24 protein-coding genes are annotated in these 23942 nt (G+C 70.4%); 12 read left to right on the top strand and 12 right to left on the bottom strand.

Annotation, left to right across the window (positions count from 1 at the left end; all coding sequences use genetic code 11):
• Window positions 1–4: 4 nt before the first annotated feature.
• Complete coding sequence (locus tag LH076_RS13000) at window positions 5–754, bottom strand: EAL domain-containing protein (protein ID WP_227781163.1); 750 nt, start codon at window positions 752–754, stop codon at window positions 5–7.
• A 153-nt stretch (window positions 755–907) separates the two neighbouring features.
• On the opposite strand from LH076_RS13000, the gene LH076_RS12995 reads away from it, so the two are divergent.
• Window positions 908–1543 carry a response regulator gene (locus LH076_RS12995; RefSeq protein WP_227781162.1) on the top strand — a complete coding sequence of 212 codons (636 nt, stop codon included), beginning with the start codon at window positions 908–910 and terminating at the stop codon, window positions 1541–1543.
• A 6-nt stretch (window positions 1544–1549) separates the two neighbouring features.
• On the opposite strand, the gene LH076_RS12990 is transcribed toward LH076_RS12995, so the two are convergent.
• Window positions 1550–2704 (bottom strand): GAF domain-containing protein, encoded by a 1155-nt coding sequence (locus LH076_RS12990; RefSeq protein ID WP_227781161.1) that lies wholly within the window; start codon window positions 2702–2704, stop codon window positions 1550–1552.
• Window positions 2701–3072 carry a YchJ family protein gene (locus LH076_RS12985; RefSeq protein ID WP_227781160.1) on the bottom strand — a complete coding sequence of 124 codons (372 nt, stop codon included), beginning with the start codon at window positions 3070–3072 and terminating at the stop codon, window positions 2701–2703. Before LH076_RS12985 ends, LH076_RS12990 begins: the two co-directional genes overlap by 4 nt.
• A 57-nt stretch (window positions 3073–3129) precedes the next feature.
• On the opposite strand from LH076_RS12985, the gene LH076_RS12980 reads away from it, so the two are divergent.
• The 4 genes from LH076_RS12980 to LH076_RS12965 are packed head-to-tail and all read left to right on the top strand — an operon-like array spanning window position 3130 to window position 7949.
• Window positions 3130–4533, top strand: coding sequence for a sigma 54-interacting transcriptional regulator (locus LH076_RS12980; RefSeq protein ID WP_227781159.1), 1404 nt, complete (start codon window positions 3130–3132; stop codon window positions 4531–4533).
• A complete protein-coding gene (locus tag LH076_RS12975) occupies window positions 4530–6554 on the top strand; it encodes a vWA domain-containing protein (protein ID WP_227781158.1) in 2025 nt (674 codons plus the stop codon). The genes LH076_RS12980 and LH076_RS12975 overlap by 4 nt, the downstream gene beginning before the upstream one ends.
• A 16-nt stretch (window positions 6555–6570) precedes the next feature.
• Window positions 6571–7341, top strand: coding sequence for a TSUP family transporter (locus tag LH076_RS12970; protein ID WP_227781157.1), 771 nt, complete (start codon window positions 6571–6573; stop codon window positions 7339–7341).
• A 29-nt stretch (window positions 7342–7370) separates the two neighbouring features.
• Window positions 7371–7949, top strand: a complete 579-nt coding sequence (locus tag LH076_RS12965) for a dihydrofolate reductase family protein (RefSeq protein WP_227781156.1) — start codon at window positions 7371–7373, stop codon at window positions 7947–7949.
• Here LH076_RS12965 and LH076_RS12960 read toward each other — a convergent pair.
• Window positions 7928–9436 carry an amidase gene (locus LH076_RS12960; protein ID WP_227781155.1) on the bottom strand — a complete coding sequence of 503 codons (1509 nt, stop codon included), beginning with the start codon at window positions 9434–9436 and terminating at the stop codon, window positions 7928–7930. The two genes, LH076_RS12965 and LH076_RS12960, sit on opposite strands and share 22 nt — an antisense overlap.
• Window positions 9437–9474: 38 nt before the next feature.
• Here LH076_RS12960 and LH076_RS12955 point away from each other — a divergent pair, with 38 nt between their 5' ends.
• Window positions 9475–9873, top strand: a complete 399-nt coding sequence (locus LH076_RS12955) for a nitroreductase family deazaflavin-dependent oxidoreductase (RefSeq protein ID WP_227781153.1) — start codon at window positions 9475–9477, stop codon at window positions 9871–9873.
• A 41-nt stretch (window positions 9874–9914) separates the two neighbouring features.
• Here LH076_RS12955 and LH076_RS12950 read toward each other — a convergent pair whose 3' ends face one another.
• Window positions 9915–10409: a flavin reductase family protein gene (locus LH076_RS12950; protein WP_227781152.1), complete on the bottom strand. Its 495-nt coding sequence runs from the start codon at window positions 10407–10409 to the stop codon at window positions 9915–9917.
• A 4-nt stretch (window positions 10410–10413) separates the two neighbouring features.
• Window positions 10414–11067, bottom strand: coding sequence for a peptide-methionine (S)-S-oxide reductase MsrA (gene msrA, locus LH076_RS12945; RefSeq protein ID WP_227781151.1), 654 nt, complete (start codon window positions 11065–11067; stop codon window positions 10414–10416).
• Window positions 11068–11145: 78 nt separating this feature from the next.
• Between msrA and LH076_RS12940 the strand changes: the two genes are divergently transcribed.
• Both LH076_RS12940 and greA read left to right on the top strand, forming a co-directional pair.
• Window positions 11146–12435, top strand: a complete 1290-nt coding sequence (locus LH076_RS12940; protein WP_227781150.1) for an AI-2E family transporter — start codon at window positions 11146–11148, stop codon at window positions 12433–12435.
• Window positions 12419–12928: a transcription elongation factor GreA gene (gene greA / locus LH076_RS12935; protein WP_227781149.1), complete on the top strand. Its 510-nt coding sequence runs from the start codon at window positions 12419–12421 to the stop codon at window positions 12926–12928. The genes LH076_RS12940 and greA overlap by 17 nt, the downstream gene beginning before the upstream one ends.
• Before the next feature lie 111 nt (window positions 12929–13039).
• Here greA and LH076_RS12930 read toward each other — a convergent pair whose 3' ends face one another.
• Window positions 13040–13438 (bottom strand): DUF4307 domain-containing protein, encoded by a 399-nt coding sequence (locus tag LH076_RS12930; RefSeq protein WP_227781148.1) that lies wholly within the window; start codon window positions 13436–13438, stop codon window positions 13040–13042.
• A 30-nt stretch (window positions 13439–13468) separates the two neighbouring features.
• On the opposite strand from LH076_RS12930, the gene mca reads away from it, so the two are divergent.
• Together mca and LH076_RS12920 are read left to right on the top strand one after the other, a co-directional pair.
• Entirely contained in the window at window positions 13469–14392 is a 924-nt protein-coding gene (mca, locus tag LH076_RS12925) for a mycothiol conjugate amidase Mca (protein ID WP_227781147.1), read from the top strand.
• Entirely contained in the window at window positions 14392–14625 is a 234-nt protein-coding gene (locus tag LH076_RS12920; RefSeq protein ID WP_227781145.1) for a hypothetical protein, read from the top strand. Before mca ends, LH076_RS12920 begins: the two co-directional genes overlap by 1 nt.
• Before the next feature lie 6 nt (window positions 14626–14631).
• Here the strand turns inward: LH076_RS12920 and LH076_RS12915 are convergent, their stop codons facing one another.
• The 3 genes from LH076_RS12915 to LH076_RS12905 all read right to left on the bottom strand — a co-directional run bounded on the left by LH076_RS12915 (window position 14632) and on the right by LH076_RS12905 (window position 18112).
• Window positions 14632–15771 (bottom strand): glycosyltransferase, encoded by a 1140-nt coding sequence (locus LH076_RS12915; protein ID WP_227781144.1) that lies wholly within the window; start codon window positions 15769–15771, stop codon window positions 14632–14634.
• 72 nt (window positions 15772–15843) lie between these two features.
• Window positions 15844–17040, bottom strand: a complete 1197-nt coding sequence (locus tag LH076_RS12910) for a saccharopine dehydrogenase family protein (RefSeq protein WP_227781143.1) — start codon at window positions 17038–17040, stop codon at window positions 15844–15846.
• A 10-nt stretch (window positions 17041–17050) separates the two neighbouring features.
• On the bottom strand, window positions 17051–18112 hold the full coding sequence (locus LH076_RS12905; RefSeq protein WP_227781142.1) for a LacI family DNA-binding transcriptional regulator: 1062 nt from the start codon (window positions 18110–18112) through the stop codon (window positions 17051–17053).
• Window positions 18113–18206: 94 nt separating this feature from the next.
• Here LH076_RS12905 and LH076_RS12900 point away from each other — a divergent pair, with 94 nt between their 5' ends.
• Together LH076_RS12900 and LH076_RS12895 are read left to right on the top strand one after the other, a co-directional pair.
• Window positions 18207–19634: a purine-cytosine permease family protein gene (locus LH076_RS12900; protein ID WP_227781141.1), complete on the top strand. Its 1428-nt coding sequence runs from the start codon at window positions 18207–18209 to the stop codon at window positions 19632–19634.
• Window positions 19631–21274, top strand: coding sequence for an amidohydrolase (locus LH076_RS12895; protein ID WP_227781140.1), 1644 nt, complete (start codon window positions 19631–19633; stop codon window positions 21272–21274). The genes LH076_RS12900 and LH076_RS12895 overlap by 4 nt, the downstream gene beginning before the upstream one ends.
• Here LH076_RS12895 and LH076_RS12890 read toward each other — a convergent pair.
• On the bottom strand, window positions 21240–22565 hold the full coding sequence (locus LH076_RS12890) for a HupE/UreJ family protein (RefSeq protein ID WP_227781139.1): 1326 nt from the start codon (window positions 22563–22565) through the stop codon (window positions 21240–21242). The genes LH076_RS12895 and LH076_RS12890 overlap by 35 nt on opposite strands.
• Window positions 22565–23842: a DUF3500 domain-containing protein gene (locus tag LH076_RS12885; protein WP_227781138.1), complete on the bottom strand. Its 1278-nt coding sequence runs from the start codon at window positions 23840–23842 to the stop codon at window positions 22565–22567. The genes LH076_RS12890 and LH076_RS12885 overlap by 1 nt, the downstream gene beginning before the upstream one ends.
• Window positions 23843–23942: the final 100 nt, after the last annotated feature.

The raw sequence follows: 23942 nt of genomic DNA, 5'->3' as shown, positions 1-23942 counted from the left end.
GCCTCTAGGCGCTGAGGACGTCCAGGCCGCGGCTGGCGAGGTCGGCGAGCAGCAGCTCGGCACTGGCCGGACGGCCCAGCAGGTAGCCCTGTCCGAGCTCGATGCCCAACGCCTTGACCGACGCCAGCTGCTCGTGCGTCTCGATGCCCTCGGCCAGGGAGAGCACTCCGAGGTCGGCGAACATCCGCGCCGTGTGGGTCATGACGATCTGCTCGGTGCGGCCGTCGCTGGCGATGAGCTGACGGTCGAACTTCACCAGGGCCCACTGTGGGTGGTGCAGGAAGGTCAGCCGGGCGGCGCCCGCACCGAAGTCGTCGAGCGCCAGCATGATGTCGTGGTCGTTGAGCGAGCGCGCGGCCTCGGCGTAGTCGTCGTGCCAGAGGTCCTGGCCCCGCTCGGTGATCTCCAGGATGAGGCGGGTGTTCTCCGGCCAGGGCAGCTCGGCGATCTTGTCGAAGAGTGGGTTGTCCCGGCGCAGCTGCTCCAGCTCGACGTTGACGCTGACGATCAGCGGGACGTCGACGATCCTGGACACCGCACACAGCGTCGCGTGGGCATGGCTGACCACGCGCCACGTCAGCTCGTTGAGCAGCTCGTGGTCGCGGGCCGCCTCGACGAGATCGAGGGGCGAGTACGTCGTGGGATCCGGCGCGTAGCGGGCGAGCGCCTCCCAGCCACAGATCCGGCCCGAGGCGAGATCCACGATCGGCTGGTAGACCACGCCGATTCCGCCACTCATGAGCATGTGCTGCATGGCGATGTGAGTCCCCAACGGTTGCGCGAGCGCCGCGACGGTAGGAGGACGTCGCTGTGACGGCATCGCCACCTGAGGAAGAAGTTCAGCATCACCCGAGGACACCGGGCCATTGTTGCGCAGCGGTCCGGAAAGGTGTGTAACGCTGGCCCCGTGATCACGGTTTATCTGCTCGACGACCACGCCATCGTGCGCGACGGACTGCGCACGCTGCTCGAGGCGTCCGGGCAGATCGAGGTCATCGGCGAGGCCGGCACCGCGGCCGAGGCGGTGGCCCAGATCCCTGTGCTGGCCCCGCAGGTCGCCGTGCTGGACAACCGCCTTCCCGACGGTTCGGGCATCGAGGTCTGCCGCGACATCCGTGCCGCCAACAGTCAGATCCGGGCCCTCATCCTGACGTCGTACGACGACGACGAGGCGCTCTTCAGCGCGATCATGGCCGGTGCGTCGGGCTATGTGCTGAAGGAGATCGGCACCGCCGACCTCGTCTCGGCCATCCGCTCGGTCGCCGAGGGACTGTCGCTCATCGACGTCTCGCTCACCCAGCGGGTGCTCGACCGGGTCCGCAACGGACCCGCCGTCGCGCCCGAGCTCGAGGCGCTCAACGACCAGGAGCGCCGCATCCTCGAGCTCGTCGCCGAGGGGCTGACCAACCGCCAGATCGCCGAGCAGATGTACCTGGCGGAGAAGACCGTGAAGAACTACGTCTCGATCATGCTGAGGAAGCTCGGCCTGGAGCGACGGACGCAGGCCGCCGTACTGGCGAGCAAGCTGCTGACGCGGAGGTAGGGCACCTCAGCGCGCCAGGGGGACCTGCCAGAGGAACTCGGTGCCGCCGCCCGCACGGGGCCTGAGCTCGAAGGTGCCGCCGAGCTCATGGGCCCGGCGTTTGAGGTTGCGCAGCCCCGACAGCGGCTCGCCCTCCGTGACGCCGACGCCGTCGTCGAGGATCCGGAAGGAGACCGACCCCGGCTCCACGGACAGCTCGAGCTCGGCGCTCTGGGCGCGCGCGTGGCGGGAGATGTTCGAGAGCCCCTCGCGCATGACGGCGACCAGGTGCTCCCGGATCGGGCCCGGGACGGCCGTGTCGAGCGGACCGGTGATCCGTACGGTCGGCGTGAAACCGAGGATGCCGATGTAGGTGCGCAGCACCTCGCGGATCTCCTTGCGCAGGGAGGAGCCACCCCGGTGCTCGAGCTCGAAGATCGTGGAGCGGATGTCGCGGATGGTCTGGTCGAGCTCGTCGACGGCCGCGGCGACCTGCTCGGCGATCTCGGGCGCCTTGAGGGCGACGCCCTGCAGGCGCAGGCCTGTCGCGAAGATCCGCTGGATCACGTTGTCGTGCAGGTCGCGCGCGATCCGTTCGCGGTCCGAGAGGACGGCGAGGTCGGCACGGTCCGCGACCGCCTGTGCCCGCTCGATGCCGACACCGGCGGCGGTGGCGAGGGTCTCGGTGAGGGTGATGTCCTCCTCGGTGAAGCCACCCTCCTTCTCGGTCAGATAGAGGTTTCCCCAGATGGTGCCGCGGATCCGCACGGGCACACCGAGGAAGGTCTTCATCGGCGGGTGGTCGTCCGGGAAGCCTGATGTCTCCGGATGTGCCTGGATGTCCTGCAGCCGAAGCGGCCGCGGGTGCCGGATCAGCAGCCCGAGGATGCCGTGGCCGCTCGGCAGGTCGCCGATCCGCTCCTGCTCGTCGGGATCGATGCCGTAGGTGACGAAGTCGTCGAGCACCCCGCCGGCGCCGATGACGCCCAGGGCGCCGTACTTGGCCCCGGTGAGTGTGGCGGCGGACTCGACGATCCGGGCCAGGACGGAGTGCAGCTCGAGATGGCTCGACATCGCGATGACGGCCTCGAGCAGGACCTTCGCGGTCGTGTCGGAGGCCCGGATGTCCTGCAGCGGAGCGTTGGCCTCGGGCCCGGCCGTCTCGCCGTGCTCGGCGCTCACGACAGCTCCCCGTCCAGGTAGAACCAGCGGCCGGCACGCTGCTGGAAGCGGCTGCGCTCGTGGAGCTGGCCGGCACCGTCGGGCGCGACGTACGTGGCGACGAACTCGACGTGCTCGTCGTCCTCGCTGCGGATCTCGAGGCCGGTCCAGGTCAGGCGGCCGTCGAGCTCGATCTCGTCCGGGCGCGTGCTCGGGTGCCACGTCCGCCAGACGTAGTCGGCATCGCCGACCGCATAGGCGCTGTAGCGACTGCGCATCAGCTCGACCGGGGTCGCCGCCTGCTCGGCTCCGCGATGCAGGCGCCCGCAGCAGACGCCGTACGTCGTCAGCGAGCCACACGGGCAGGGCCGATCGTCTATCCCGAACATCGAAATCACCCTATAGAAGGCTGTTCCGTCGGTTGCCACCGTGAGTAGCGTGAAGAGGTGACACTCTCCGGTTCCGCCTCTCCCGCTCCTTCGGCCGCGACCGTCGGCGAGCTCCGTGCCTCCGGGCACGTGCAGCGGACGCTGCGCGAGGAGCTCCGCTCCAACCTCCTGCAACGGCTCGCTGCCGGCGAGGACCCGTGGCCCGGGCTGCACGGCCTGTCGGACACGGTGCTGCCGCAGTTCGAGCGCGCGATCATCGCCGGTCACGACATCGTCCTGCTCGGCGAGCGCGGCCAGGGCAAGACCCGGCTGCTGCGCACCCTGGTCGGGCTGCTGGACGAGTGGACGCCCGTGATCGCGGGGTCCGAGCTGGGCGAGCACCCCTACGAGCCGATCACGGTGACCGCGCTGCGCCGGGCCGAGTCGATGGGCGACGACCTCCCGATCGAGTGGCGTCACCGCTCGGAGCGCTATGCCGAGAAGCTCGCCACGCCCGACACCTCGGTGGCGGACCTGATCGGTGACGTGGACCCGATGAAGGTCGCCGAGGGCCGCTCGCTCGGTGACCCCGAGACGATCCACTACGGCCTGATCCCGCGCTCGCACCGCGGCATCGTCGCGATCAACGAGCTGCCCGACCTCGCGGAGCGGATCCAGGTGGCGATGCTGAACGTGATGGAGGAGCGCGACATCCAGATCCGCGGCTACATCGTGCGGCTGCCCCTGGATGTCCTGGTGGTCGCCTCCGCCAACCCGGAGGACTACACCAACCGCGGCCGGATCATCACGCCGCTCAAGGACCGCTTCGGTGCCGAGATCCGCACGCACTACCCCCTCGCTCTTGAGGATGAGATCGCTGTCATCCGCCAGGAGGCCGACCTCGTCGCGACCGTGCCGGACGTGCTCGTCGAGATCCTCGCGCGCTTCACCCGTGCACTGCGCGCCTCGTCGGCCGTCGACCAGCGCTCCGGCGTGTCCGCCCGGTTCTCGATCGCGGGTGCGGAGACCATCGCGGCCGCGGCACTGCGTCGTGGCACGGTCCACGGCGAGCCCGCGGTCGCCCGGCTCGTCGATGTGCAGACGGCGGTCGACGTACTCGGCGGGAAGGTGGAGTTCGAGACCGGTGAGGAGGGGCGCGAGGCCGAGATCCTGACGCACCTGCTCCGGACGGCCGTGGCCGAGACCGTGCGCTCGCGGCTGCGTGGCATCGACTTCGCCCTGCTCGTGGACGCGATCGAGTCCGGCGCGATGGTGACGACCGGTGACCACGTGACCGCCCGGGAGTTCCTCGAGGGCCTGCCACGGATCGGTGAGTCCGCGATCTACGACGAGATCTGTGAGCGCCTCGGCGCCACTGACGACGGTGAGCGCGCGGGCGCGATCGAGCTCGCCCTCGAGGGTCTCTACCTCGCCCGCAAGATCGGCAAGGACACCGACGGCTCGGAAGTGATCTACGGGTGAGATATCGGAAGTACGACGGCGGCGACCCGCTCGCCCCGCCGGTGGACCTGGCCGAGGCGCTGGACGCCATCGGCGAGGACGTCATGGCGGGGTACTCGCCCGAGCGGGCGATGCGTGAGTTCCTCCGCCGAGGCGGCCGCGACCAGGCCGGGCTCGACGAGCTGGCCCGCCGTGTCGCCGAGAAGCGCCGTGAGCTGTTGGATCGGCACAACCTCGACGGCACGCTGCGCGAGGTGCGCGAACTGCTGGACAAGGCGGTCCTGGAGGAGCGCAAGCAGCTCGCCCGCGACGCGATGATGGACGACGCCGACCGCGCGTTCCGCGAGATGCAGCTCTCCAACCTCTCTCCGAACACGGCGGCTGCCGTCTCCGAGCTCGGCTCCTACGACTGGCAGAGCCGGGAGGCGCGCGAGGCCTTCGAGCAGATCAAGGACCTGCTCGGCCGCGAGCTCCTCGACCAGCGCTTCGCCGGCATGAAGCAGGCCCTCGAGGGAGCCACCGAGGAGGATCGCGCCGCGATCAACGAGATGCTCTCCGACCTCAACTCGCTGCTGGAGAAGCGGGCCTTGGGGGAGGACACGCCTGAGGACTTCGCCGAGTTCATGGCCAAGCATGGTGACCAGTTTCCCGAGAACCCGCAGAACCTCGACGAGCTGCTCGACTCCCTCGCCGCCCGTGCCGCTGCCGCGCAGCGGATGCTCAACTCGATGACTCCGGAGCAGCGCGCCGAGCTGATGGAGCTCTCGGCGCAGGCCTTCGGGTCGCCGGCGTTGATGGAGCAGTTGTCGCGGCTCGATGCCAACCTGCAGCAGCTGCGACCCGGTGAGGACTGGGCCGGTGGAGAGGAGTTCGGCGGCGGGGAGGGCCTCGGGCTCGGTGACGGCACCGGCGTGCTGCAGGACCTGGCCGAGCTCGACCAGCTCGCCGAGCAGCTCTCCCAGTCGTACGGTGGCGCCCGGATGGACGACCTCGACCTGGACGCGGTCTCCCGCCAGCTCGGCGAGGAGGCGGCGGTCGATGCCCGGACGCTGCAGGAGATCGAACGTGCCCTGCGCGACTCTGGCCAGCTCGAGCGAGGCTCCGACGGCGACCTGCGCCTCACGCCGAAGGCGATGCGCCAGCTTGGCAAGGCGCTTCTCAAGGACGTGGCCACGAAGCTCAACGGGCGTCAGGGCGCCCGCGACACCCGCCGGGCGGGAGCGACCGGCGACCTCACCGGCTCCACCCGTCCTTTCGAGTTCGGCGACACTGAGCCCTGGGACCTGCCGCGCACCATCCTCAACGCCCAAGTCCGATCCCCCCGAGATCCGGGTTCTGGCCCCGCGAGATCCGGGTTGCAGCTGCGGCTCGAGGACATCGAGGTCCAGGAGACCGAGGACCGCACCCAGGCCGCCGTGGCCCTCCTGGTCGACACCAGCTTCTCGATGGCGATGGACGGCCGCTGGGTCCCCATGAAACGCACCGCGCTCGCCCTCCACACCCTCATCCGGTCACGGTTCCGCGGCGACGACCTCCAGCTGATCGCCTTCGGCCGCGCGGCCCAGACCATGGAGATCGAGGAGCTCACCGCGCTGGATGCCCGCTGGGACAAGGGCACCAACCTCCACCACGGGCTGCTGCTGGCCAACCGCCACTTCCGCAAGCACCCCAACGCCCAGCCGGTGCTGCTGATCGTCACCGACGGCGAGCCGACGTCACACCTCGAGGCGAACGGCGAGGTCTCCTTCGCCTACCCGCCCTCGATGCGCACCATCGCGCTCACCGTCAACGAACTCGACAGCGCCCGTCGCATCGGTGCCCAGGCGACCTTCTTCCGGCTCGGTGACGACGCCGGCCTGGCACGCTTCGTCGACCAGATGGCCCGCCGCGTGGACGGCTCGGTCGTCGCGCCGGAGCTGGACGACCTCGGGGCCGCCGTGGTCGGGTCCTACCTCGGACGGCGGTCGGGGTCGGCGTACGGCGGCGATGCGGGCTTCGGGAGTATGGGCGGCTGGGGCGGCCGCGGCTGGTGGGCCGGCTGATCCCTACGCTTGCGACGTGCCCGACGTCAGCCTGACCGCCCTGCTCCTGCTGGGGCTGGCAGCGCTGGTCGCGGGCTACATCGACGCGGTCGTCGGCGGAGGCGGACTGATCCAGCTGCCCGCGCTCCTGGTCGCGTTCCCGGGCGTCGCCCCCATCCACCTGCTCGCCACCAACAAGCTCTCCTCCATCTGCGGTACGTCGGCCGCCGCCGTGACCTACGCCCGCAAGGTCCGCCCCGATCTCCGGACATCGATCGCGCTCGTGCTCTGCGCCTTCGGCGGCTCCGCCGCCGGATCGGCGGTCGCGAGCCACGTGCCGCGTGACGTCTTCGACCCGATCGTGCTGGTGGCGCTGGTGCTCGTCGGCGCCTGGGTGGTCGCACGCCCGACGCTCGGTGGGCACACCGCCCTGCGCTGGCACGGCTGGCCCGAGCTCGTCGCCCTCGCCATCATCGGCGCGGTGATCGGCTTCTACGACGGAGCCCTCGGTCCGGGCACCGGCTCGTTCCTCACCATCGCCCTGGTCGGCATCGTCGGACACTCGTTCCTCGGCGCCACCGCGCGGGCGAAGCTCGCCAACTGGGCGACCAACTTCGCGTCACTGTGCGTCTTCGTCCCGCAGGGCGCGGTGATGTGGCGCCTCGGGCTCGTCATGGGCGCCTGCAACCTGCTCGGCGGCTGGCTCGGTGCGCGCACCGCGCTGCGGGTCGGCACCGGCTTCGTCCGCGTGGTCTTCGTGCTGGTCGTGGCCTGCTTCGCGATCAAGATCGGCGTCGGCCTGCTCTGAACCTCGATCGACGGCGTTAGGTTCGGACGGTGACCCGCTTCGTCTTCGCCACCGCGACCTCACTCGACGGTTTCCTCGCCGATGCCGACCACTCGCTCGAATGGCTCTTCGCCGTCGACGGGGGAGACGACGCGATGTCCGAGATGGCCGCGTTCGTCGAGGGTGTCGGGGTGCTGGTCATGGGGTCGACGACGTACCGCTGGGTGGTCGAGCACGAGAATCTCGTCGAGAAACCGGAGACGTGGACGTCGTACTACGGCGATCGTCGTACCTTCGTCTTCACCTCGCGGCCTGAGGAGATGCCGGTGATCCCCGGGCCGGTGGGCGAGTCGATCGAGTTCGTCGGTGGATCGGTCGCTGACCACCTCGATCCGATCCTCGAGACCGCCGCAGGCAAGGACGTGTGGGTCATGGGCGGGGGAGACCTGGCCGCCCAGTTCGCCGACGCCGGGCGTCTCGACGAGCTCCAGCTCTCCATCGCTCCGGTGACCCTGGGCTCAGGTGCGCCGCTCTTCACCGGCCGCCTCGAGTCCGATCGCCTCCAGCTGGTGAAGGCACATCAGGTCGGCCAGTTCCTCCAGGCCACCTATCGGGTGACCGGCCCCTGAAGCGACGGGTCGAGCTCGGCGTACCGCGCGAACCACGGCCGTGCCTCCTCCAGTTGGGCGGCGAGGCGCAGCAGCAGGCCGTCGGAGGCGAGCGGCCCGACGAACTGGACCCCCAGCGGGAGACCGGCAGCCGTCCAGTGCATCGGGACCGAGATCGCAGGCCGGCCGGTGAGGTTCGCCAGTTGGGTGTAGGGGACCCAGCCGAGGTTCTCCGTGATCAGCTGGTCGAGGATGCCCGTGGCCGCGAGGAGCTTCCCGGCACGGAGCCGGGCGATGACCCGAGAGGCGCTCTGCAACAGTGGGGCGGTGGCGATCGAGCCGACTGCGAGCGGGGGCTTCGCCAGCGTCGGCGTGAGGAAGAGGTCGTAGCGCTCATGGAAGTCCTCCAGCGCACGGGTGTGCGCGTGGACGTTGTCCAACGCGCCGAAGAGTGCACCGACGCCCGCGGCACGGCCGATCTCCGCCACCGCGAGCGAATCGGCCTCGAAGGCGCTGTCGGGTGCGCCGAGGCGCTTCTTGATCTCGCTGATCTGACCGTGGAGCTGCGCGAACCAGATGGTGAGGAAGTCGCGGGCGAGTGCCTCGTCGTCGTGCGGCGGCGCCACCTCCTCGACCTCGTGGCCGAGCTCGGCGAGGAGGGCGGCCGTGCTCTCGACGGCGGCGACCGCCTCCGGGTCGGGTGAGGGGTTGATCGCCGACGCGCTGGAGAAGCCGATCCGCAGCCCGCGCGGGCGCTCATCCAGGGAGGCGAGGAAGGAGTCGGGACGCGCGGCGACGTACGCCGCGTACCGGCTCGGCGCACCGGCCACGGCGTCGAGGAGTCCCGCGCTGTCGCGGACGGTGCGCGAGACCACGCCCTGCGTGACCATGCCGAACATCGACTCACCGGTCTGCGGTCCGTACGCCGTGTAGCCGCGGCTCAGCTTGAGGCCGACCAGTCCGTTGCAGGCCGCGGGGATCCGGATCGACCCCCCGCCGTCGTTGGCGCCGGCCGCCGGCACGATGCCCGCTGCCACGGCCGCACCTGAGCCGCCGGAGGAGCCGCCGGGCGTGTGGGCGAGGTTCCACGGGTTGTGCGCGGTGCCCAGCAGTGAGTCCTCGGTGATGCCCTTGGCGCCGAACTCCGGGGTGTTGGTCTTGCCGAAGACGACCAGCCCGGCGTCGAGGAAGCGTTGCGTGATCACCGCGTGCTCGTCGGCGACATCGTGCGCCAGGGCGCGGGAGCCACTGCTGGTCGGGAAGCCGGCGTACTCCTGCGCGAGGTCCTTCACCAGGAAGGGCACCCCGGCGAACGGCCCCTCCAGCGAGGAGGCCGCACGCTCGTCGGCGACCTCGTCGAGTGTGGCGACGACCGCGTTGAGCTGGGGATTGACCTGGGCCGCCCGCTCTCGGGCGAGCGCGAGCAGCTGGGCCGGCGTCACGTCGCCTGAGGCCAGGAGGCCGGCGAGCGTGGTGGCGTCGGAGGTGAGGTAGTCGGCGAGCTTCACGATCGCAGCGTAGTGTGCGCGGTGTCACACTGGCGGGCATGCACGCACCTCGCGCCCTCGCGGCCTTCAATCGGGTCGTCACCAACCCGATCCAACGCCGGTGGGCCGGGCGGATCCCGCTGCACGCGATCATCGAGCACACCGGCCGCCGCTCGGGCAAGGCGTTCCGCACGCCGGTGCTCTGCTTCCGTCGCCCCGACGGGCCAACGGGCTTCGTCTTCCTGATCGGCTACGGCCGGCAGTCGGACTGGGTGCGCAACCTGGTCGCGGCCGGCGGCGGCCGGGTCGAGCACCGCGGCACGACGTACGACGTCAGCAATCCGACCGTTGTGCAGGCCCCTCAGGGCCGCGACCTGCTGCCGCGACCGCTCCGACTCCTGACGCGCCTGGTCCGTGAGGGCGATGTCCTGACGGTGGACGCTGCCGCGGGTGAATGACTCCGGCAGCGGGAGGTGCCAGATCCATTCACCCCAGACGGTCAGGCGGGATGGCCCGCCGTGATGTCGTCCGCGTCCTGTAGCGTCAGCGCCTGCTCGGAGGAGTCGACCGACTCGGAGACCGGCTCCAGGAGATGCCCGACGTGGTCACCGAAGGGGGTGCGCGAGAGGACGCGGCCCACGACGTAGCGCGGCAGGTCGTCGAGCAGCGGGACGCCGTCCGGCCCGGGATGCCATGGCACACCAGCGAGCTTGTCGACCTCGTCGCCCGTCTCGCCGCCGAAGTGCTCGGCCAGCCCATGCTGGTCGGCAGCGAGCACATGCACCGCAAGGAACTCCGTGCCCTGCGCGACACGGAAGGTTCGGTTCGCCACAGAGAGGCAGACGAGCAGCCGCGGCGGGTCGATGCTGGCCTGCGTCGCGAAGCCGACGAGGCAGCCGTCGGCCTCCTCGCCGGAGGACGCGGTCACCACGAAGACCGGGTAGTCCAACCCCTCGATGAAGGGGTCGAACTCCTCGGTCGTCAGCGCTCGCATCGGCTCACGCGCCTGCAGGGAAGGCGATGCCCGTCGTCGCGTGGCAGCGGTAGCCGTTGGGCACCCGGTCGAGGTACTGCTGGTGCAGGGGCTCGGCGGGGTAGTAGTGCGGAGCCGGCAGGACCTCGGTCGTGATCGGGTCGAAGCCGCGACGCGCCAGCTCCTCGCCGTACACCTTCGTCAGCTCCTCGGCGGTCGCCCGCTGCTCGTCGGTCGTGTAGTAGATCGCCGAGCGGTACTGCGTGCCGACGTCGTTGCCCTGGCGCATGCCCTGGGTGGGGTCGTGGACCTCGAAGAACGTCTTCACCAGGTCGGCATAGCTCACGATCGAGGGGTCGAAGACGATCCGCACGGCCTCGGTGTGGTTGGTCCGCCCGGAGCAGACCTCCTCGTACGTCGGGTTGGGCGTCGTTCCGCCCTGGTAGCCGACGGACGTCGTGTAGACGCCGGGCTTCTGCCAGTAGATCTCCTCGGCGCCCCAGAAGCAGCCGAGGCCGAAGTAGGCGACTTCCATGGTGGCCGGGGTGTCGCCGACGCCGGGCTCGGCGTCGAGCGGGGTGCCGAGCACGCGGTGGCGTGCGGGCAGGTTCCAGCCGAGCGAGTCGCGCCCGGCGAGGGTGGCGTCGGCGGGGAAGAGACTGGTCGGACGACCGAACATGGTGACCTCCTGAGGATGGTGGTGGCACCTGGTGCAACCACGAGGATGACCGATGCGTTCCCGGTTACTCTCGCACGCATGAGCGACGAAGGCGCCGCGCCGGAGCGAGCGACCCGGGAGGACACCGAGCGCTTCGCGCGCCGGCTCTTCCAGCAGTGGAGCCATCTGCGCGAGGAGCGGCAGGCTCAGCTCGCCGCACCGGTCCCGCCGGTGGTCGCCGGACGTCCGGATGTGCCCTGGGGTGTCGAGCTGGCCGCGGCATGGGCGTGGCGCTTCCTCGTCATCGGCGCGGCCGGCTATGTGCTCTTCCGCGTCCTCGGATTCCTGGGCGTCGTCGTGGTGCCGCTGGTGGTGGCGCTCTTGATCGCCGCGCTGACCGCGCCGCTCGTCAATATCCTCGGTCGCGCCGGCGTACGTCGTGGGCTTGCTGCTGTGCTCGTCGTGGTCGGTGGCATCGTGTTCATCGCGGCGCTCCTCACCTTCGCCGGTCACCAGGTGGTGAGTGGCGCCCAGGACCTCGCGGATCAGACTGTGCAGGGCCTCGACGAGATCAAGGACTGGCTCAAGACCGGGCCGCTGCACGCCAGCGAGAGCCAGATCAACGACTACATCGACAAGGTGCAGAAGGCGATCTCGAAGGGCAGTTCCGACGGCAAGGTCCTCGGGCACGTCACCGAGGTCGGCACCGCGATCACCCACGTCTTCGCCGGGCTGTTCATCGTCCTCTTCGCGACGTACTTCTTCCTCGCCGACGGCGCCGGAATCTGGGCGTGGATCGTCAGGATCGCTCCGAAGGCAGCGCGTGAGGCCGTCGACAGCTCGGGCCGCGTGGCGTGGATCAGCCTCACGCAGTTTGTCCGTGCCACCGTGATCGTCGCGGCGGTCGACGCGATCGGCATCATGATCGTCGCGGCGATCCTGCGGGTGCCGTTCGTCGCGGCGATCGGGGTCCTGGTCTTCCTCGGAGCCTTCGTGCCGCTCATCGGCGCCACCGTCGCGGGCTCGGTCGCGGTCCTCGTCGCGCTCGTCGACCACGGTTTCGTCACGGCCCTGCTCATGCTGGCCGGTGTCATCCTCGTCCAGCAGTTGGAGGCCCACGGGCTGCAGCCCTTCCTGCTCGGTCGCTGGGTCTCGGTGCATCCGCTCGGCGTCATCATCGCCATCGCGGTCGGTGTCCTCGTGGCCGGTGTCGCGGGTGCCCTCGTGGCGGTCCCGTTGGCGGCGGCGCTCAATGCCGTCGTCCAGCATCTGGCCTCCGGCGGTGGCCCCGTCACGGAGGAAGAGAAGGACCAGATCGAGGGTGACTTGATAGACTCCTCTGGTCCGCAAGACGAAGCAGGAGTGAACTCCCATGACCCAGCAGACTGAGACCCCGTCCTCCTCGACGGTGTGGTTGAGCAAGGACGCGTATCGTCAGCTCACCGCGAAACTCGAGGACATGAAGGGTCCCCAGCGCGACAAGATCGTGGCCGAGATCAGCGCTGCACGCGACGAGGGCGACCTCAAGGAGAACGGCGGTTACCACGCCGCACGCGAGGCCCAGGGCCGCCTCGAGGGCGAGATCGCGGCGCTGCATGCGTTGCTGCTCAAGGTGGACACCACCGAGCCTGTCGACGACGGCATCGTCGGCCCGGGCAAGATCGTCACCTTCAAGTTCGAGGGCGATGACGACGACGAGGCCGAGACGCGGCTGATCGCCTCCATCGAGATGTCGGACTTCGCCGACGGCATCGAGATCAGCTCCCCGCAGTCGCCCGTCGGTGAGGCCCTCCTCGGCGCCACCGCCGGTGACGTCGTCACCTTCGAGGGCCCGCGTGGTCCCCTCAAGGTCGAGGTCCTGAAAGTCGTACCCCTCAGCTGACGATCTGGGCCGCGACGCGTGCGGCCGCAAGGCGCCGCCGCGAAGGCGGCCTTTGAGCGGAGCGGCCGTCGAGCGGCGTGCAACGCCGCGGACGCTCCGTCGCGGCCCAGATCAACGAGCGTCGTTCTGGTTGTGGGCGGTGCAACCGATCGACTCGACCGAGGTCGCCGTCCGCTCCGTGCGGATGGCGACCTCGTTGTTTCCGTCATGGGGGACGAAGGACTTCTCACCGACGGTGGTGTGGTCCTCGGCGGTGGCCCGCAGGAGGCAGGTCGGGTTCTTCGCGCCCGAGTCGAGCTGCACGCTGACCTTGGCGGTGACGGAGTGCTCGTCGACGACCTTCCAGGTCACGAGGTTGGACGTGACCGCGGGGTTGACCTTCAGCCAGATCACCCAACCCAGCCACACCAGGAGTCCGGCGAAGATGACGACGCCGATGGCGAGGAAGACCTTCGGCCACGGTGACGGGTGGGCCGCGTAGCGCTCGCGGAGACCGGACTGCTCACTCACCCCCTGATCCTCCCACCTAGACTGAGGCCCATGGCGCAGTGGGCTGGTCTGAGGTTGATGCACGTACACGCCCATCCCGACGACGAGTCCAGCAAGGGTGCCGCGTCGACCGCGATGTACGCCGACAACGGCGTCGAGGTCCACGTCGTGACCTGCACGGGCGGTGAGCGCGGCTCGATCCTCAACCCGAAGATGGACCGCCCCGGCATCCTGGAGAACATCCACGAGATCCGCCGCCAGGAGATGGAGCGTGCCCGCGACATCCTCGGCGTGACCCAGGACTGGCTCGGCTTCGTCGACTCGGGCTGGCCCGAGCCGGACGAGGAGGGCAACAAGCCTCCGTTGCCCGAGGGCTGCTTCGCCACGGTGCCCGTCGACGAGGCGGCCGTGCCCCTGGTGAAGCTCATCCGCGAGGTCAAGCCGCACGTGCTGACGACGTACGACGAGAACGGCGGCTATCCGCACCCCGACCACATCCAGTGCCACAACGTGTCCGTGCGTGCCTACGAGCTCGCCTCCGACCCGGAGTACCGGCCCGACCTCGGGCCGGCGTGGCAGGTCAGCAAGCTCTACTACCACCACGGTTTCAGCCGGCCGAAGGCGGTCGCGCTGCACGAGGCGCTGCTCGCCCACGGGCTGGAGTCGCACTACGCCGAGCGGCTGGAGAAGTGGACCCGCGACGAGTCCTGGGACAGGCGCGTCACGACGAAGGTGCCGTGCGCCGACTACTTCGGAGTGCGCGACCAGGCGCTGCTCGCCCATGCCACGCAGATCGACCCGGACAGCTGGTGGTTCGCCACCCCGCGCGAGCTGGAGACCGAGGTCTGGCCCACCGAGGACTTCGAGCTGGTCTCGGCCCACCTCGAGGGCTTCGAGCTGCCCACGTACGACAATCCGGAGAACGACCTGTTCGCCGGCATCACCGCAGAACCCGCTGAGAGCAAGGCCTCCTGATGATCGACACCCTCCTGATCCACCTCACCGACGCCACGCCGAACCCCAAGGACGTGAAGGCGGGATGGACGGCGTTCGTGATCTTCCTGCTGATGTTTGCGGCCGTGGTCGCCCTCGGCTTCTCGATGGCCAAGCAGTTCCGCAAGGCCAAGCGCAACCGGGAGGCGGGCGTCCTGCCGTCGACGGCGAGGCCGGCGCCGCAGATCCCGGTCGCGGGCCCCAAGCAGGACTGAGGAGAGTCAGACCGCGCTGGGCTCGTAGCTCCTGAGTAGCCGCGCGTAGGAGTCGAAGCAGTGCTGCTCGTTGAGCCGCTGGCGGTGACGCGCGAGTCGCTCGACGTGCTCGTCCTTCGCGGCGAGGGCTTCGCCCCAAGCATGCGCGATGTCGCGGGGCTCGTGGGTCGTCACCAGCCGCGGGTCGCCGACCATGAGGGCCGCGTCCCCGACGTCGGTGGTCACCGGCACCGCCCCCGAGGCCATGCCCTCGAGCAGGCAGAGCGGCGCCGCCTCGCCGTAGGCTGAGGTGAGCGCGACCAGGTCCGCGGCGTTGTAGAGCGGCGCCATCTGGGGCTGGATCCCCAGCGCGTGCACGCGCGAGCGGAGCCGCAGCGTCAGCAGGCGCGTCAGATCGGGATTGTCGGTCGTCATGCCGGCGCCGCAGAGGATGAAGTGCGCCCGCGGGTGGTGGCGCAGGAAGAGGCGCGCGGCCCGCAGGAACGTGGGGATGTCCTTCATCGGGTCATTGCGCGCGGCGATCAGCACGACGGGCGCGCCGGCCGGGATCCCCAGCTGCTGCCGTACGTCGGCGCCCCGCTGGGCGTTCGGCGCGAAGCGATAGAGGTCGACACCGTTCGGGATCACCGGCAGCTTCGTCAGCGGGATGCCGGTCGCTGCGTGGTAGGCCCGCTGGGTGGCGTGGGAGCAGCAGACGGCCGCACTCAGCAGTCCCTGGCGGTGCACCTCGACCAGTGAGCCGAGCGCCGCTCCGGAATGCTCGGGGTCGCTCCGGTGGAGTGCGGTGACGAGGGGAGTGCCCCGCGTGCCGACCCTCAGGAGCGCGTCGAGCGGCTGCTCCTTGAGGGAGAACAGCACGTCGGCGTACCGGATCTCGCGGGCGATGAGGTGCAGGTCGTAGGCCTTCAGCGGGTCGGTCGGCCCGCGGTCGAGGGCACGCACCGGGATGCTCGCGCTCACGAGGCGGCGATAGGACGTGTCGGTGTCGATCGCCTGGATGGTGAACTCGCGCGTCACACGGTTGGTGAGGCTGAGGACGCGATGGTCCTGGTCGGTCGTGGCGTGCAGGTTGCGCACGACCGCGGTGTGCAGGATCCGCGCCCCGCCCGCGAAGAACCCCTCGTAGAGAGACAGCACCCTCGTCATGGACCGAACCTAGGCAGGGGTGCCGGCGCCCCCAAGGACCGCGAAGTGAAAGCCCGGTGACGCGGAGATGACTCAGTCGGTGACGGTGAAGGTGATCCCGGCGGCCTCGAGGCGATCGATCAGCGGCTGGCCCATGGCGACCGCCGTGGTGACCTGCCCGGTCGTCGCGGGAACGTCGTCGAGCGCGAGGCAGAGTGCCGACTCCGCCAGCATGATGGCGGTGCCGGTGTAGCCCGGGTCCGGGCCGGCCACGCGTGCGTTGACGACGCGACCATCGCCCTCGGCGCGTAGGTCGACCGTGAACCAGGACTTCTCCCGGCGCTTCTCACTCGGGCCGGTGCCCTGCGGGATCTTCGTGCCGAGCCACCGGCGCAGCGGCGGCACCTGGGCGGCGGCCATGAGGCCCGCGACCGCGACCGTTCCGCCGGCGGCGTACCGCAGCGTCTTGGTGCCGGCGTAGTGGCCGTAGGTGAACTCGGACCCGTAGCCGGGCAGGACGCGAGCGCTGCGCAGCACGATCATCGGGTCGATCGTCGGCAGCGGGAGCAGCCAGTAGCCGAGCTTGCCGTCGCGCAGCGGCGTGGGCGCGGCACCGTGCGCCCGACGTACGGCGCCGCCGGCCGCCTTCTCGACGCCGGCCCGCTCCTTCACCGCCTGGGCCATCGGGCGGGCGCGGCTGAACTGCGTCAGCGCCGAGTGGAAGGTGCCGCCGGAGAGCGTGCCGTTGCTGCGTACGACGCCCCGAGCCGTCACGGGGCCGGTCGCGTCGAGCGCCTTCACCGCGAAGAGCACGCCGAGGTCGTGGGGGATCGAGTCGAAGCCGCAGGCATGGACCAGCCGGGCTCCGGTCCGCTTCGCCGTCTCGTGGTGTGCGAGGTAGATCCGGTCGACGAACTCCGGCTCCCCGGTCAGGTCGAGGTAGTCGGTTCCCGCCGCCGCGCAGGCCGCGACGAGCGGCTCGCCGTACTCGAGGTAGGGGCCGACCGTCGTGACGACGATCCGGGTCCGCTCGGCGAGCGCTGTCAGGGAGGCAGGGTCGTCGACGTCCGCCTGGATCAGCTCGAGGTCGTCGCGCCCGAGACGGGCTTTGACCGCCTCGAGCTTGCCGAGGTTGCGGCCGGCCAGGCCGAGCCTCAGCTCTGCCGGCGCGTGCTCGGCGAGGTAGTCCACCGTCAGCCCGCCCGTGAAGCCCGTGGCCCCGAAGACGACGACGTCGAGCTCTCGCTCACGGGTGGGTCCAGGCGTGGATTCCATGGTCGATCCGGTCATGGTGCCGACGTTAGCGGGCTCCCGGCGACTCGGGCCCGTCCTCCTCCGGCCGTGAGGCTCGGCCGCGGACGAGGATCTGACCGTGCTCGGGCGTCGGCGCCGATCGGTCACCGCCGTCGATCAGGTTGAGCAGCCGCATGACGGCCTCCCAGGCGAGGGCCTCGGGCTGGAGGTCGACGGCGCTGATGGGAGGGTCGGCGCTCCGGAGGACGGCGGAGTCTGAACCGCCGAGCAGGAGTACGTCGTCCCGCCCGTGGGCTCGGAGGGCCTCCTGGAGCCCGACGGCATGATCGGCTGTCAGCACGTAGACGGCGTCGACCTCGGGATGGTGCGCGAGAAGCTCTGCGGCCGCCCGGTGGCCGGCGGCGACGCCGTCCTCCTCGGGCTGCTGGAGCACGATCGGCTCCTCGCCCCGGCCCTCGGCCCAGGCCCGGTAGTGGAACTCGGAGTCGAGGGTCCACGCGTCGCGATGGGTGCCGACCATGATCGCCACCCGCGTCGCGCCGCCGTCCAGGAGATGCTCGACGGCGCGCATGGTGATGAGCTCGGTGGCGATGTCGACGACGGTGGCGTCCGCCACCCCGGAGGAGGCGTCGTGGCTGCGGCCCGGGTCGCGTCCGACGGTGACGTAGGGGATGCCGTGGTGGTCGAGCATCGCGAGGAGAGGGTCGTCCTCCAGCGGCTCGGTGAGCAGGAATCCGTCGCAGGCCAGCGCGGCGCTCGGCGCGGCGTTGTCAGAGGGGTCGGCGACGAACATCAGCGCGAAGCCCTGATCGACTGCGGCGAGCGCGGCGGCGCCGGCGAAACGCAGGAAGTAGTCGACCCCGAGGACCCACCGGGTCACGTCGGCCATCAGGCTCCGCTCGACCAGCGCGACGGCACCGAATCGGCTGCTCCGAAGGCCACGCGCAAGCGCATCGGGCCGGTAGCCGAGCGCGCTGGCGGCCTCGCGCACGCGCTTCTGCGTGGCGGTGGCGACGAACCCGTTGCCGCTGAAGGTGTGCGACACGGTCGTGGCCGAGACGCCCGCCTTGCGGGCGACGTCCTGGATCGTCGCGCGACGCACCGTCATGGCCGGCAGACTACCCATTGTCCAAATCGATTTGGATATCTACGCTCCGACGCGAGTGAGGCCACGAGGGCCGCAGTGAAAGGTGAGCGGGACCATGACAGACGCCGCAGCAGACATCCCAGCCGACTGGCCGCACCCCGGTGCGGGGCTCTCGATCGAGAGCCACGGCATCGACGCGATCCCCGAGTCCGAACGCTACGGCCGCGCCTCGAGCCTCTTCGGGGTCTGGGCGGCAGCCAACGTCAACTTCCTCGGCTTCATCATCGGCACGGTCCTCGTCCTGATGGGGCTGAGCCTGTGGCAGGCCATGGCGGTCGTCCTCGCCGGCAGCCTCTGCTCCCTCTTCACCGGGACAGTGGCCGGCAGCGGCCCGGCGGCCGGGACGCCGAGCGAGGTCATCACCCGCACGATGTACGGCGTGCGCGGCAACCGGGTCAACGTCGCGCTGACCGGCTGGCTCGTGAGTGTCTGCTACTTGGCGTTGAACTGGTCGGCGGCGTCGTACGTCGGCTTCAGCCTCGTCGAGCGCGCCGGGCTCTCCGCGACGACGCCGGTCAAGGTGGCCGTGATCGTCCTCATCGCCGCCGCGACCCTCGCGATCAGCGTCTACGGGCACGGCTTCATCATGCGGATCTACCAGCCGATGGCGCTGGTGCTCACCGCGATCTTCGCGGTCATGATCGTCTACGTGGTGCGGGGCGCCGACTGGAACTACACGCCGGCGACCCACCTCGGCGGGACGGAGCTCTGGGCGACGCTGGCGGCCGCCTTCGCCCTGGTCGCCTCCGGGCCGCTCTCCTACACCAACAGCGCCGACTTCGCGCGCTACCTGCCGAGCGCCACCCCGGTCGCGAAGGTCGCCTTCTGGACCGCCCTCGGCTGCATCCTTCCGGGCCTGGTCGTCACCGGGGCCGGTGCGCTCGCCGCCACGGCCGTCGACGCCTCCGACGCCCAGGCGGCGGCCGAGGGGCTGCTGCCGTCGTGGTTCGCCCCGATCTTCCTGGTCGCCGTGATCGTCGCGACCATCGCCAACAACGCCATGACCGCCTACAGCTCCGGCCTGGCGCTGCAGTCCATCGGCATCCGCATGCGCCGCTCCCGCACCGTCGTCCTCGACGGCATCGTCGGCACCGCCATGACCCTCTTCGGCCTGCTCGTGTGGAACTTCCTCGACAGCGTCTCCAACGCGATGCAGCTCATCGCCGCCGTGCTGGCGCCGGTGATGTCGATCTATGTCGCCGACATGTGGCTGCGCCGCAACCGCTACGACGGCGTCGAACTCGGCGACCAGCGGCCGGGCAGCCGGTTCTGGTACGCCGGCGGCGTCAACCCGGCCGGGGCGATCGCTCTCGTCGGAGGGATCGCGCTCGCGCTGCTCTGCAGCGCCGCGCCGGTCTACACCGGCCCGATCGCCGACGCGATCGGCGGTATCGACATCTCGGTCCCGGTGGGCCTGGTCGTCCCGGCGGCCGTCTACCTCCTCCTCATGCGGACCTGGGTCGAGCGGGAGGTGACCCGATGAGCCGCGTGCACTATCGAGGTGGCCGGATCTTCACGGCGACCGAGCAGGAGTGGGCGTCCTCCCTCGTCGTCGACGACGACACCCTCCTCCACGTCGGCTCGACCGAGGATGCCGAGCGGATCGAGGGCCTCACCCGGACGGTCGATCTCGAGGGTGCGCTGGTCCTCCCGGGCATCGTCGACGCCCACGCCCACATCGTCGGCCTGGGCGAGGCGCTCGGGCAGATCGATCTCGCCGACGCAGCGGACCTGGCCGAGATCCAGGACCGCCTCCGTCGTACGGCGGCGGCCGACCCCGACGCCCCGCGGCTCTGCGGCTTCGGCTGGCTCTTCGCCGCCCTCGACGGGCAACTGCCCACCCGGCAGATGCTCGACCAGGCAGTGCCGGACCGGCCGGTCTACCTCGCCGCGTCGGACCAGCACTCGGCCTGGGTCAACACGGCGGCCCTGGCCGAGCTCGGTATCGGCCCTGAGACGCCGGACCCCCTCAGTGGCGAGATCGCCCGCGACGCCGACGGAGTCGCCACCGGGATGCTCTATGAGCGAGCTGCGCTCGGCCTGATGCGCGACGTGCTCGACGGCCTGACCACCGACGCCGACCGGCTCGCGGCTCTGCAGAGCGCCTTCGAGCACTACCTCGCCGCCGGCGTGACGGCAGCGGTCGACATGGGCCTGGGCGACCCGGAGCTCACCGCTCTGGAGTCGGCGCTCGAGGCCGGCGAGGGACGCCTGCCGCTCCGGGTCGCCGGCCACTGGATCATCAACCGCCATGGTGATCACGCCGAGGAGCTTGCCCAGGTCGACCGGGCCATCGCACTGTCGCAGCGCCACCAGGGCCCGTGGCTGCGGGTCGCCGGCATCAAGATCTTCGTCGACGGGGTGATCGACAGCTGTACGGCGGCGATGGTGCACCCGTTCGCGGACGGCCGCCATCCCGACGCGATCTGGGACGCCGACTCGCTCAACGCCGTGGTCGCACGGGCCGATCGGGCCGGGCTCCAGGTGGCCATGCACGCCATCGGCGACCGCGCGTCGGCGCTCGCTCTCGGTGCGCTCGAGCACGCGTGCGAGGTCAACGGCGACCATCCGCGACGCCACCGGATCGAGCACCTCGAGACCGTCACCCCCGACGTGATCGGGCGGATGGGCAAGCTGGGCGTGATCGCCTCGGTCCAGCCGGTGCACGCCGACCCGGCGATCCAGGAGAACTGGCGGGAGATGCTCGGCGACACCCGCGTCGCCCGCGGCTTCCCGTGGACCGAGCTCGAGGAGGCCGGCGTGCGACTGGTCATCGGATCGGACGCGCCGACGGCGCCGTACGCGCCCCTGCCGAACCTGTACGTCGCCACCACCCGACGTTCGGCGTCCCGCTCAGACCTGCCGGCCAACCATGCGGGCTACGCCATGACGCTCGAGACCGCACTGCTGCGAGCGACCCGGGAGGCCGCATGGGCGGCCGGGTGGGAGGGCGTCACCGGGCGCCTGGAGTCCGGGCTGAGCGCCGACTTCATCGTGCTGGATCGGGATCCCTTCCAGGAAGGGGTGGAGAGTCTGCTCGAGGCCCGTGTGACGACGACGGTGGTTGCCGGACGGGAGGTCGGCGGTCTCACGCACGGGCGGGAGCCGGTGCTCGCCGTGTGACTGTGAGGAGGAGCGCTACCACCCAGAGGGTCATGACGACCGGCGCCGCCATGGTGCCGAGCTGGTCGGCGAGATCGGCCACCGGGTTGGCGAGGCCCAGTCGCGCGGTGAGCCAGCCGACGGCAGCCAGCCCGGTGACCGCCGCCGCAGCGACCCGGAGCCGGCCGTAGTGGTCCGAGCGTGCGATGAGCACGAGTGGTGGCAGGACGAGGACGACGACGATCAGCTGCATGGCCTCGATGCCGAGGTTGAACCCGAGCAGGGCGAGCACGAGGTGGGTGCCGGTGAGGTGGAGTGCTCGGAGGGCTTCGGAGAAGGCCAGTCCGTGGACGAGTCCGAAGGCGGCGGCGACCAGCGCCTCACGGCCTGGGAACAGCGGCCGGATCGCATGGACGGCGGCGACCAGGATGCTGGCCGCGATCGCCGCCTCCACCAACTGCTGAGGAACGGGCACGCCGAGCGCCCCGAGCGCGAGGGTGAGGGAGTGGCCGAGCGTGAACGCGAGCGTGACGGCCGTGATCCGGCGTACGGCCCGACGACCGCCGACGGCTCGGCCCCAGCGCCGACCGGCCGCCAGCAGGGGAGCGGGGAGCAGGAGGGTGAGCAGGAACAACTGGTGGTCGGTGCCCTCCTTGATGTGCTGCATCCCGAGCTTCACCATGTCGCCGAGAGCCGAGGGTGAGCTGCCGGAGCCGAGCTCGACGTGGAGCTCCTCGACCTTGTTGGTGACGGTGTCCCGCTGGACCGTCCCGACCTCGTAGGCCCCGCTGAAGCTCTTGTCGGTGGTGTCAGAGGCCACGGTCACGATCACGGTGTGGGTCGCGACCTTCTCGACGACGGCGTCGTAACCGAGATCGAAGGAGCTCTCCTCCTCGGCGATGTCGCTGCCGGCCGGCGGAGTGAGGGTGAAGGTCGTCTCGACTTGATCGTAGATTCCGGTGGTGGCGGCATCTCCTGCGCTGTCGACGGTGAGCGTCCCCTCCGTGACGGTCCAGGCGTCGCCGTCATCGCTGGTCGGGGCGAAGTGGGTGAGCAGGTAGTCCTTGAGGGCGTCGGCCTGGGAGTCGATGTCCGCCTGCGTCTCGTCGCCGAGATCGAGGCCGGTCGCGGCCTCGAGGTCGGACAGCGGGATGTCGACGGTCGCCACGACGTTGCTGGCCGTGACGGCGAGCTGGATCGTCGAGGTCGGAAGGACGTGCGCCGACGCCGGCAGCGCCATCGCCACCACGGCCACCAGGGTGGCGACCGCGGCGGCGAGGACGGCAGCCAGTCGGCGTACGGCGACGACCATCAGCTCTTGGTGCCGCCGTAGTCGGTGGTCCGGTCACGCCACACCGAGTGCGGGTGGTTGCCCTGCAGCACGATGCCGTTCTGCATCGAGAACTCGATCCACACCGACGGCCCGTCGATGCGGACGTAGTCGTTCTTCTCGGTGAGTGCGGTCGTCCCGGAGTAGGCGACGTAGGTGTCGTCGAGCTCGCTCGCGTAGCGGGCGAGGATCTTCGCGGCGTCGTCGTCTGCGATGTCGTCGACGTACGTCGCCATGGCGGCGAGCACGAGCTTCTTCTGAGCGGTCGACAGGCCGGAGACCTGCACACCTTCATGGTCGGTGGGGAACGCCCAATCCTTGCCCGGGCCGAGCACGAGGTCGCTGTAGACATCGGACAGCTTGGCGCTCGCGAGCTGGTCACTGGACAGGCCGGCGAGGAGCGCGGTGAAAGCGCTCTCCTTGACCTTGAGCGCGTTGTAGCTCTTGCCGTCCTGCGTGAAGTCGCCGTTGGGCTCGATCCCGCGGAAGGACGGGGTGGCGCCGGTGAGCACGCCGTCGACGTACGTGTTGGCGACGGCGAGGTGGTGGCCGCCGAACTGGAACTCCCACGTGCCGCTGTCCTGGGGACTGCCGAGGAGGGCGACGTAGAAGTTGCTGCGGCCGTAGGTGTCCCCGCCTCCGTTGGCGCTGAGGTAGTCGTCGGCGGCGAGATGTGCGGTGATCTCCGCATAGCCGAGGCCGGCCTTGGTGCCGGTGGCCGCCTTGAGCAACGCGTCGAACGCAGTCAGCTGGTCGTCGCTGAGTGTGCCGAGGTTGATCCCGACCCGGCTCTGGCTGCTGCTACCTGTGCCGGCCGCGGCACCGCCACCACTGCTGCTGTCGCCGCTGTCGCCGGGAGCACCGCTGGGCGGCGTGCCGCCTGAGGCGCCGCCGGGTGGGGTGCCGCCTGAGCCACCGCCGGGAGCGCCTCCACCGGAGCCACCGCCCGCGATCAGGCCCTGCGGCAGGTTCGACCACCGCGCGGCGTTGCTGAGGCTGTAGTCCAGCAGGGTGGCGGTCTTCTGGTCATCGTCCAGCGTCGCGTAGAAGGCCTGGGCCAGTGCGGCGACCGATCCGGCGGCGGCTGCGCCGTCAGCGGTGGCGGTGCTCGAGGCGGTCGCCGTGGCGCTGCTCGTGCCGCCGGAGGACGAGGTCGACTCGGAGCCGCAACCGGCCAGCACGAGGCCTGCCGCTGGCACGCCGGCCAGGAGCCATCGCCGTGACAGGGTCCGCCGGGGGAGAGGAATGGGTGTCGTCATGCCGACGAGACTACGGACACCGTCTGATACCAGGGAACAGGTTTGGCTGAGGGCCCTCTGAGATGAGCGGAGCTGCCTTGTGGGCGTTACTTGGACGTCC

It is taken from the genome of Nocardioides sp. Kera G14, assembly GCF_020715565.1.
Classification (GTDB): domain Bacteria; phylum Actinomycetota; class Actinomycetes; order Propionibacteriales; family Nocardioidaceae; genus Nocardioides.
The sequence above is the reverse complement of the archived record's forward strand: the minus strand, read 5'-3'. Positions and strand labels throughout refer to the sequence as shown.

Coding starts and splice junctions, on each gene's coding strand:
- LH076_RS13000 (WP_227781163.1), bottom strand. CDS start 754: ATGCAGCACATGCTCATGAGTGGCGGAATCGGCGTGGTCTACCAGCCG.
- LH076_RS12985 (WP_227781160.1), bottom strand. CDS start 3,072: ATGTTCGGGATAGACGATCGGCCCTGCCCGTGTGGCTCGCTGACGACG.
- LH076_RS12955 (WP_227781153.1), top strand. CDS start 9,475: ATGCACGCACCTCGCGCCCTCGCGGCCTTCAATCGGGTCGTCACCAAC.
- LH076_RS12950 (WP_227781152.1), bottom strand. CDS start 10,409: ATGCGAGCGCTGACGACCGAGGAGTTCGACCCCTTCATCGAGGGGTTG.
- msrA (WP_227781151.1), bottom strand. CDS start 11,067: ATGTTCGGTCGTCCGACCAGTCTCTTCCCCGCCGACGCCACCCTCGCC.
- LH076_RS12940 (WP_227781150.1), top strand. CDS start 11,146: ATGAGCGACGAAGGCGCCGCGCCGGAGCGAGCGACCCGGGAGGACACC.
- greA (WP_227781149.1), top strand. CDS start 12,419: ATGACCCAGCAGACTGAGACCCCGTCCTCCTCGACGGTGTGGTTGAGC.
- mca (WP_227781147.1), top strand. CDS start 13,469: ATGGCGCAGTGGGCTGGTCTGAGGTTGATGCACGTACACGCCCATCCC.
- LH076_RS12920 (WP_227781145.1), top strand. CDS start 14,392: ATGATCGACACCCTCCTGATCCACCTCACCGACGCCACGCCGAACCCC.
- LH076_RS12915 (WP_227781144.1), bottom strand. CDS start 15,771: ATGACGAGGGTGCTGTCTCTCTACGAGGGGTTCTTCGCGGGCGGGGCG.
- LH076_RS12910 (WP_227781143.1), bottom strand. CDS start 17,040: ATGACCGGATCGACCATGGAATCCACGCCTGGACCCACCCGTGAGCGA.
- LH076_RS12905 (WP_227781142.1), bottom strand. CDS start 18,112: ATGACGGTGCGTCGCGCGACGATCCAGGACGTCGCCCGCAAGGCGGGC.
- LH076_RS12900 (WP_227781141.1), top strand. CDS start 18,207: ATGACAGACGCCGCAGCAGACATCCCAGCCGACTGGCCGCACCCCGGT.
- LH076_RS12895 (WP_227781140.1), top strand. CDS start 19,631: ATGAGCCGCGTGCACTATCGAGGTGGCCGGATCTTCACGGCGACCGAG.
- LH076_RS12890 (WP_227781139.1), bottom strand. CDS start 22,565: ATGGTCGTCGCCGTACGCCGACTGGCTGCCGTCCTCGCCGCCGCGGTC.
- LH076_RS12885 (WP_227781138.1), bottom strand. CDS start 23,842: ATGACGACACCCATTCCTCTCCCCCGGCGGACCCTGTCACGGCGATGG.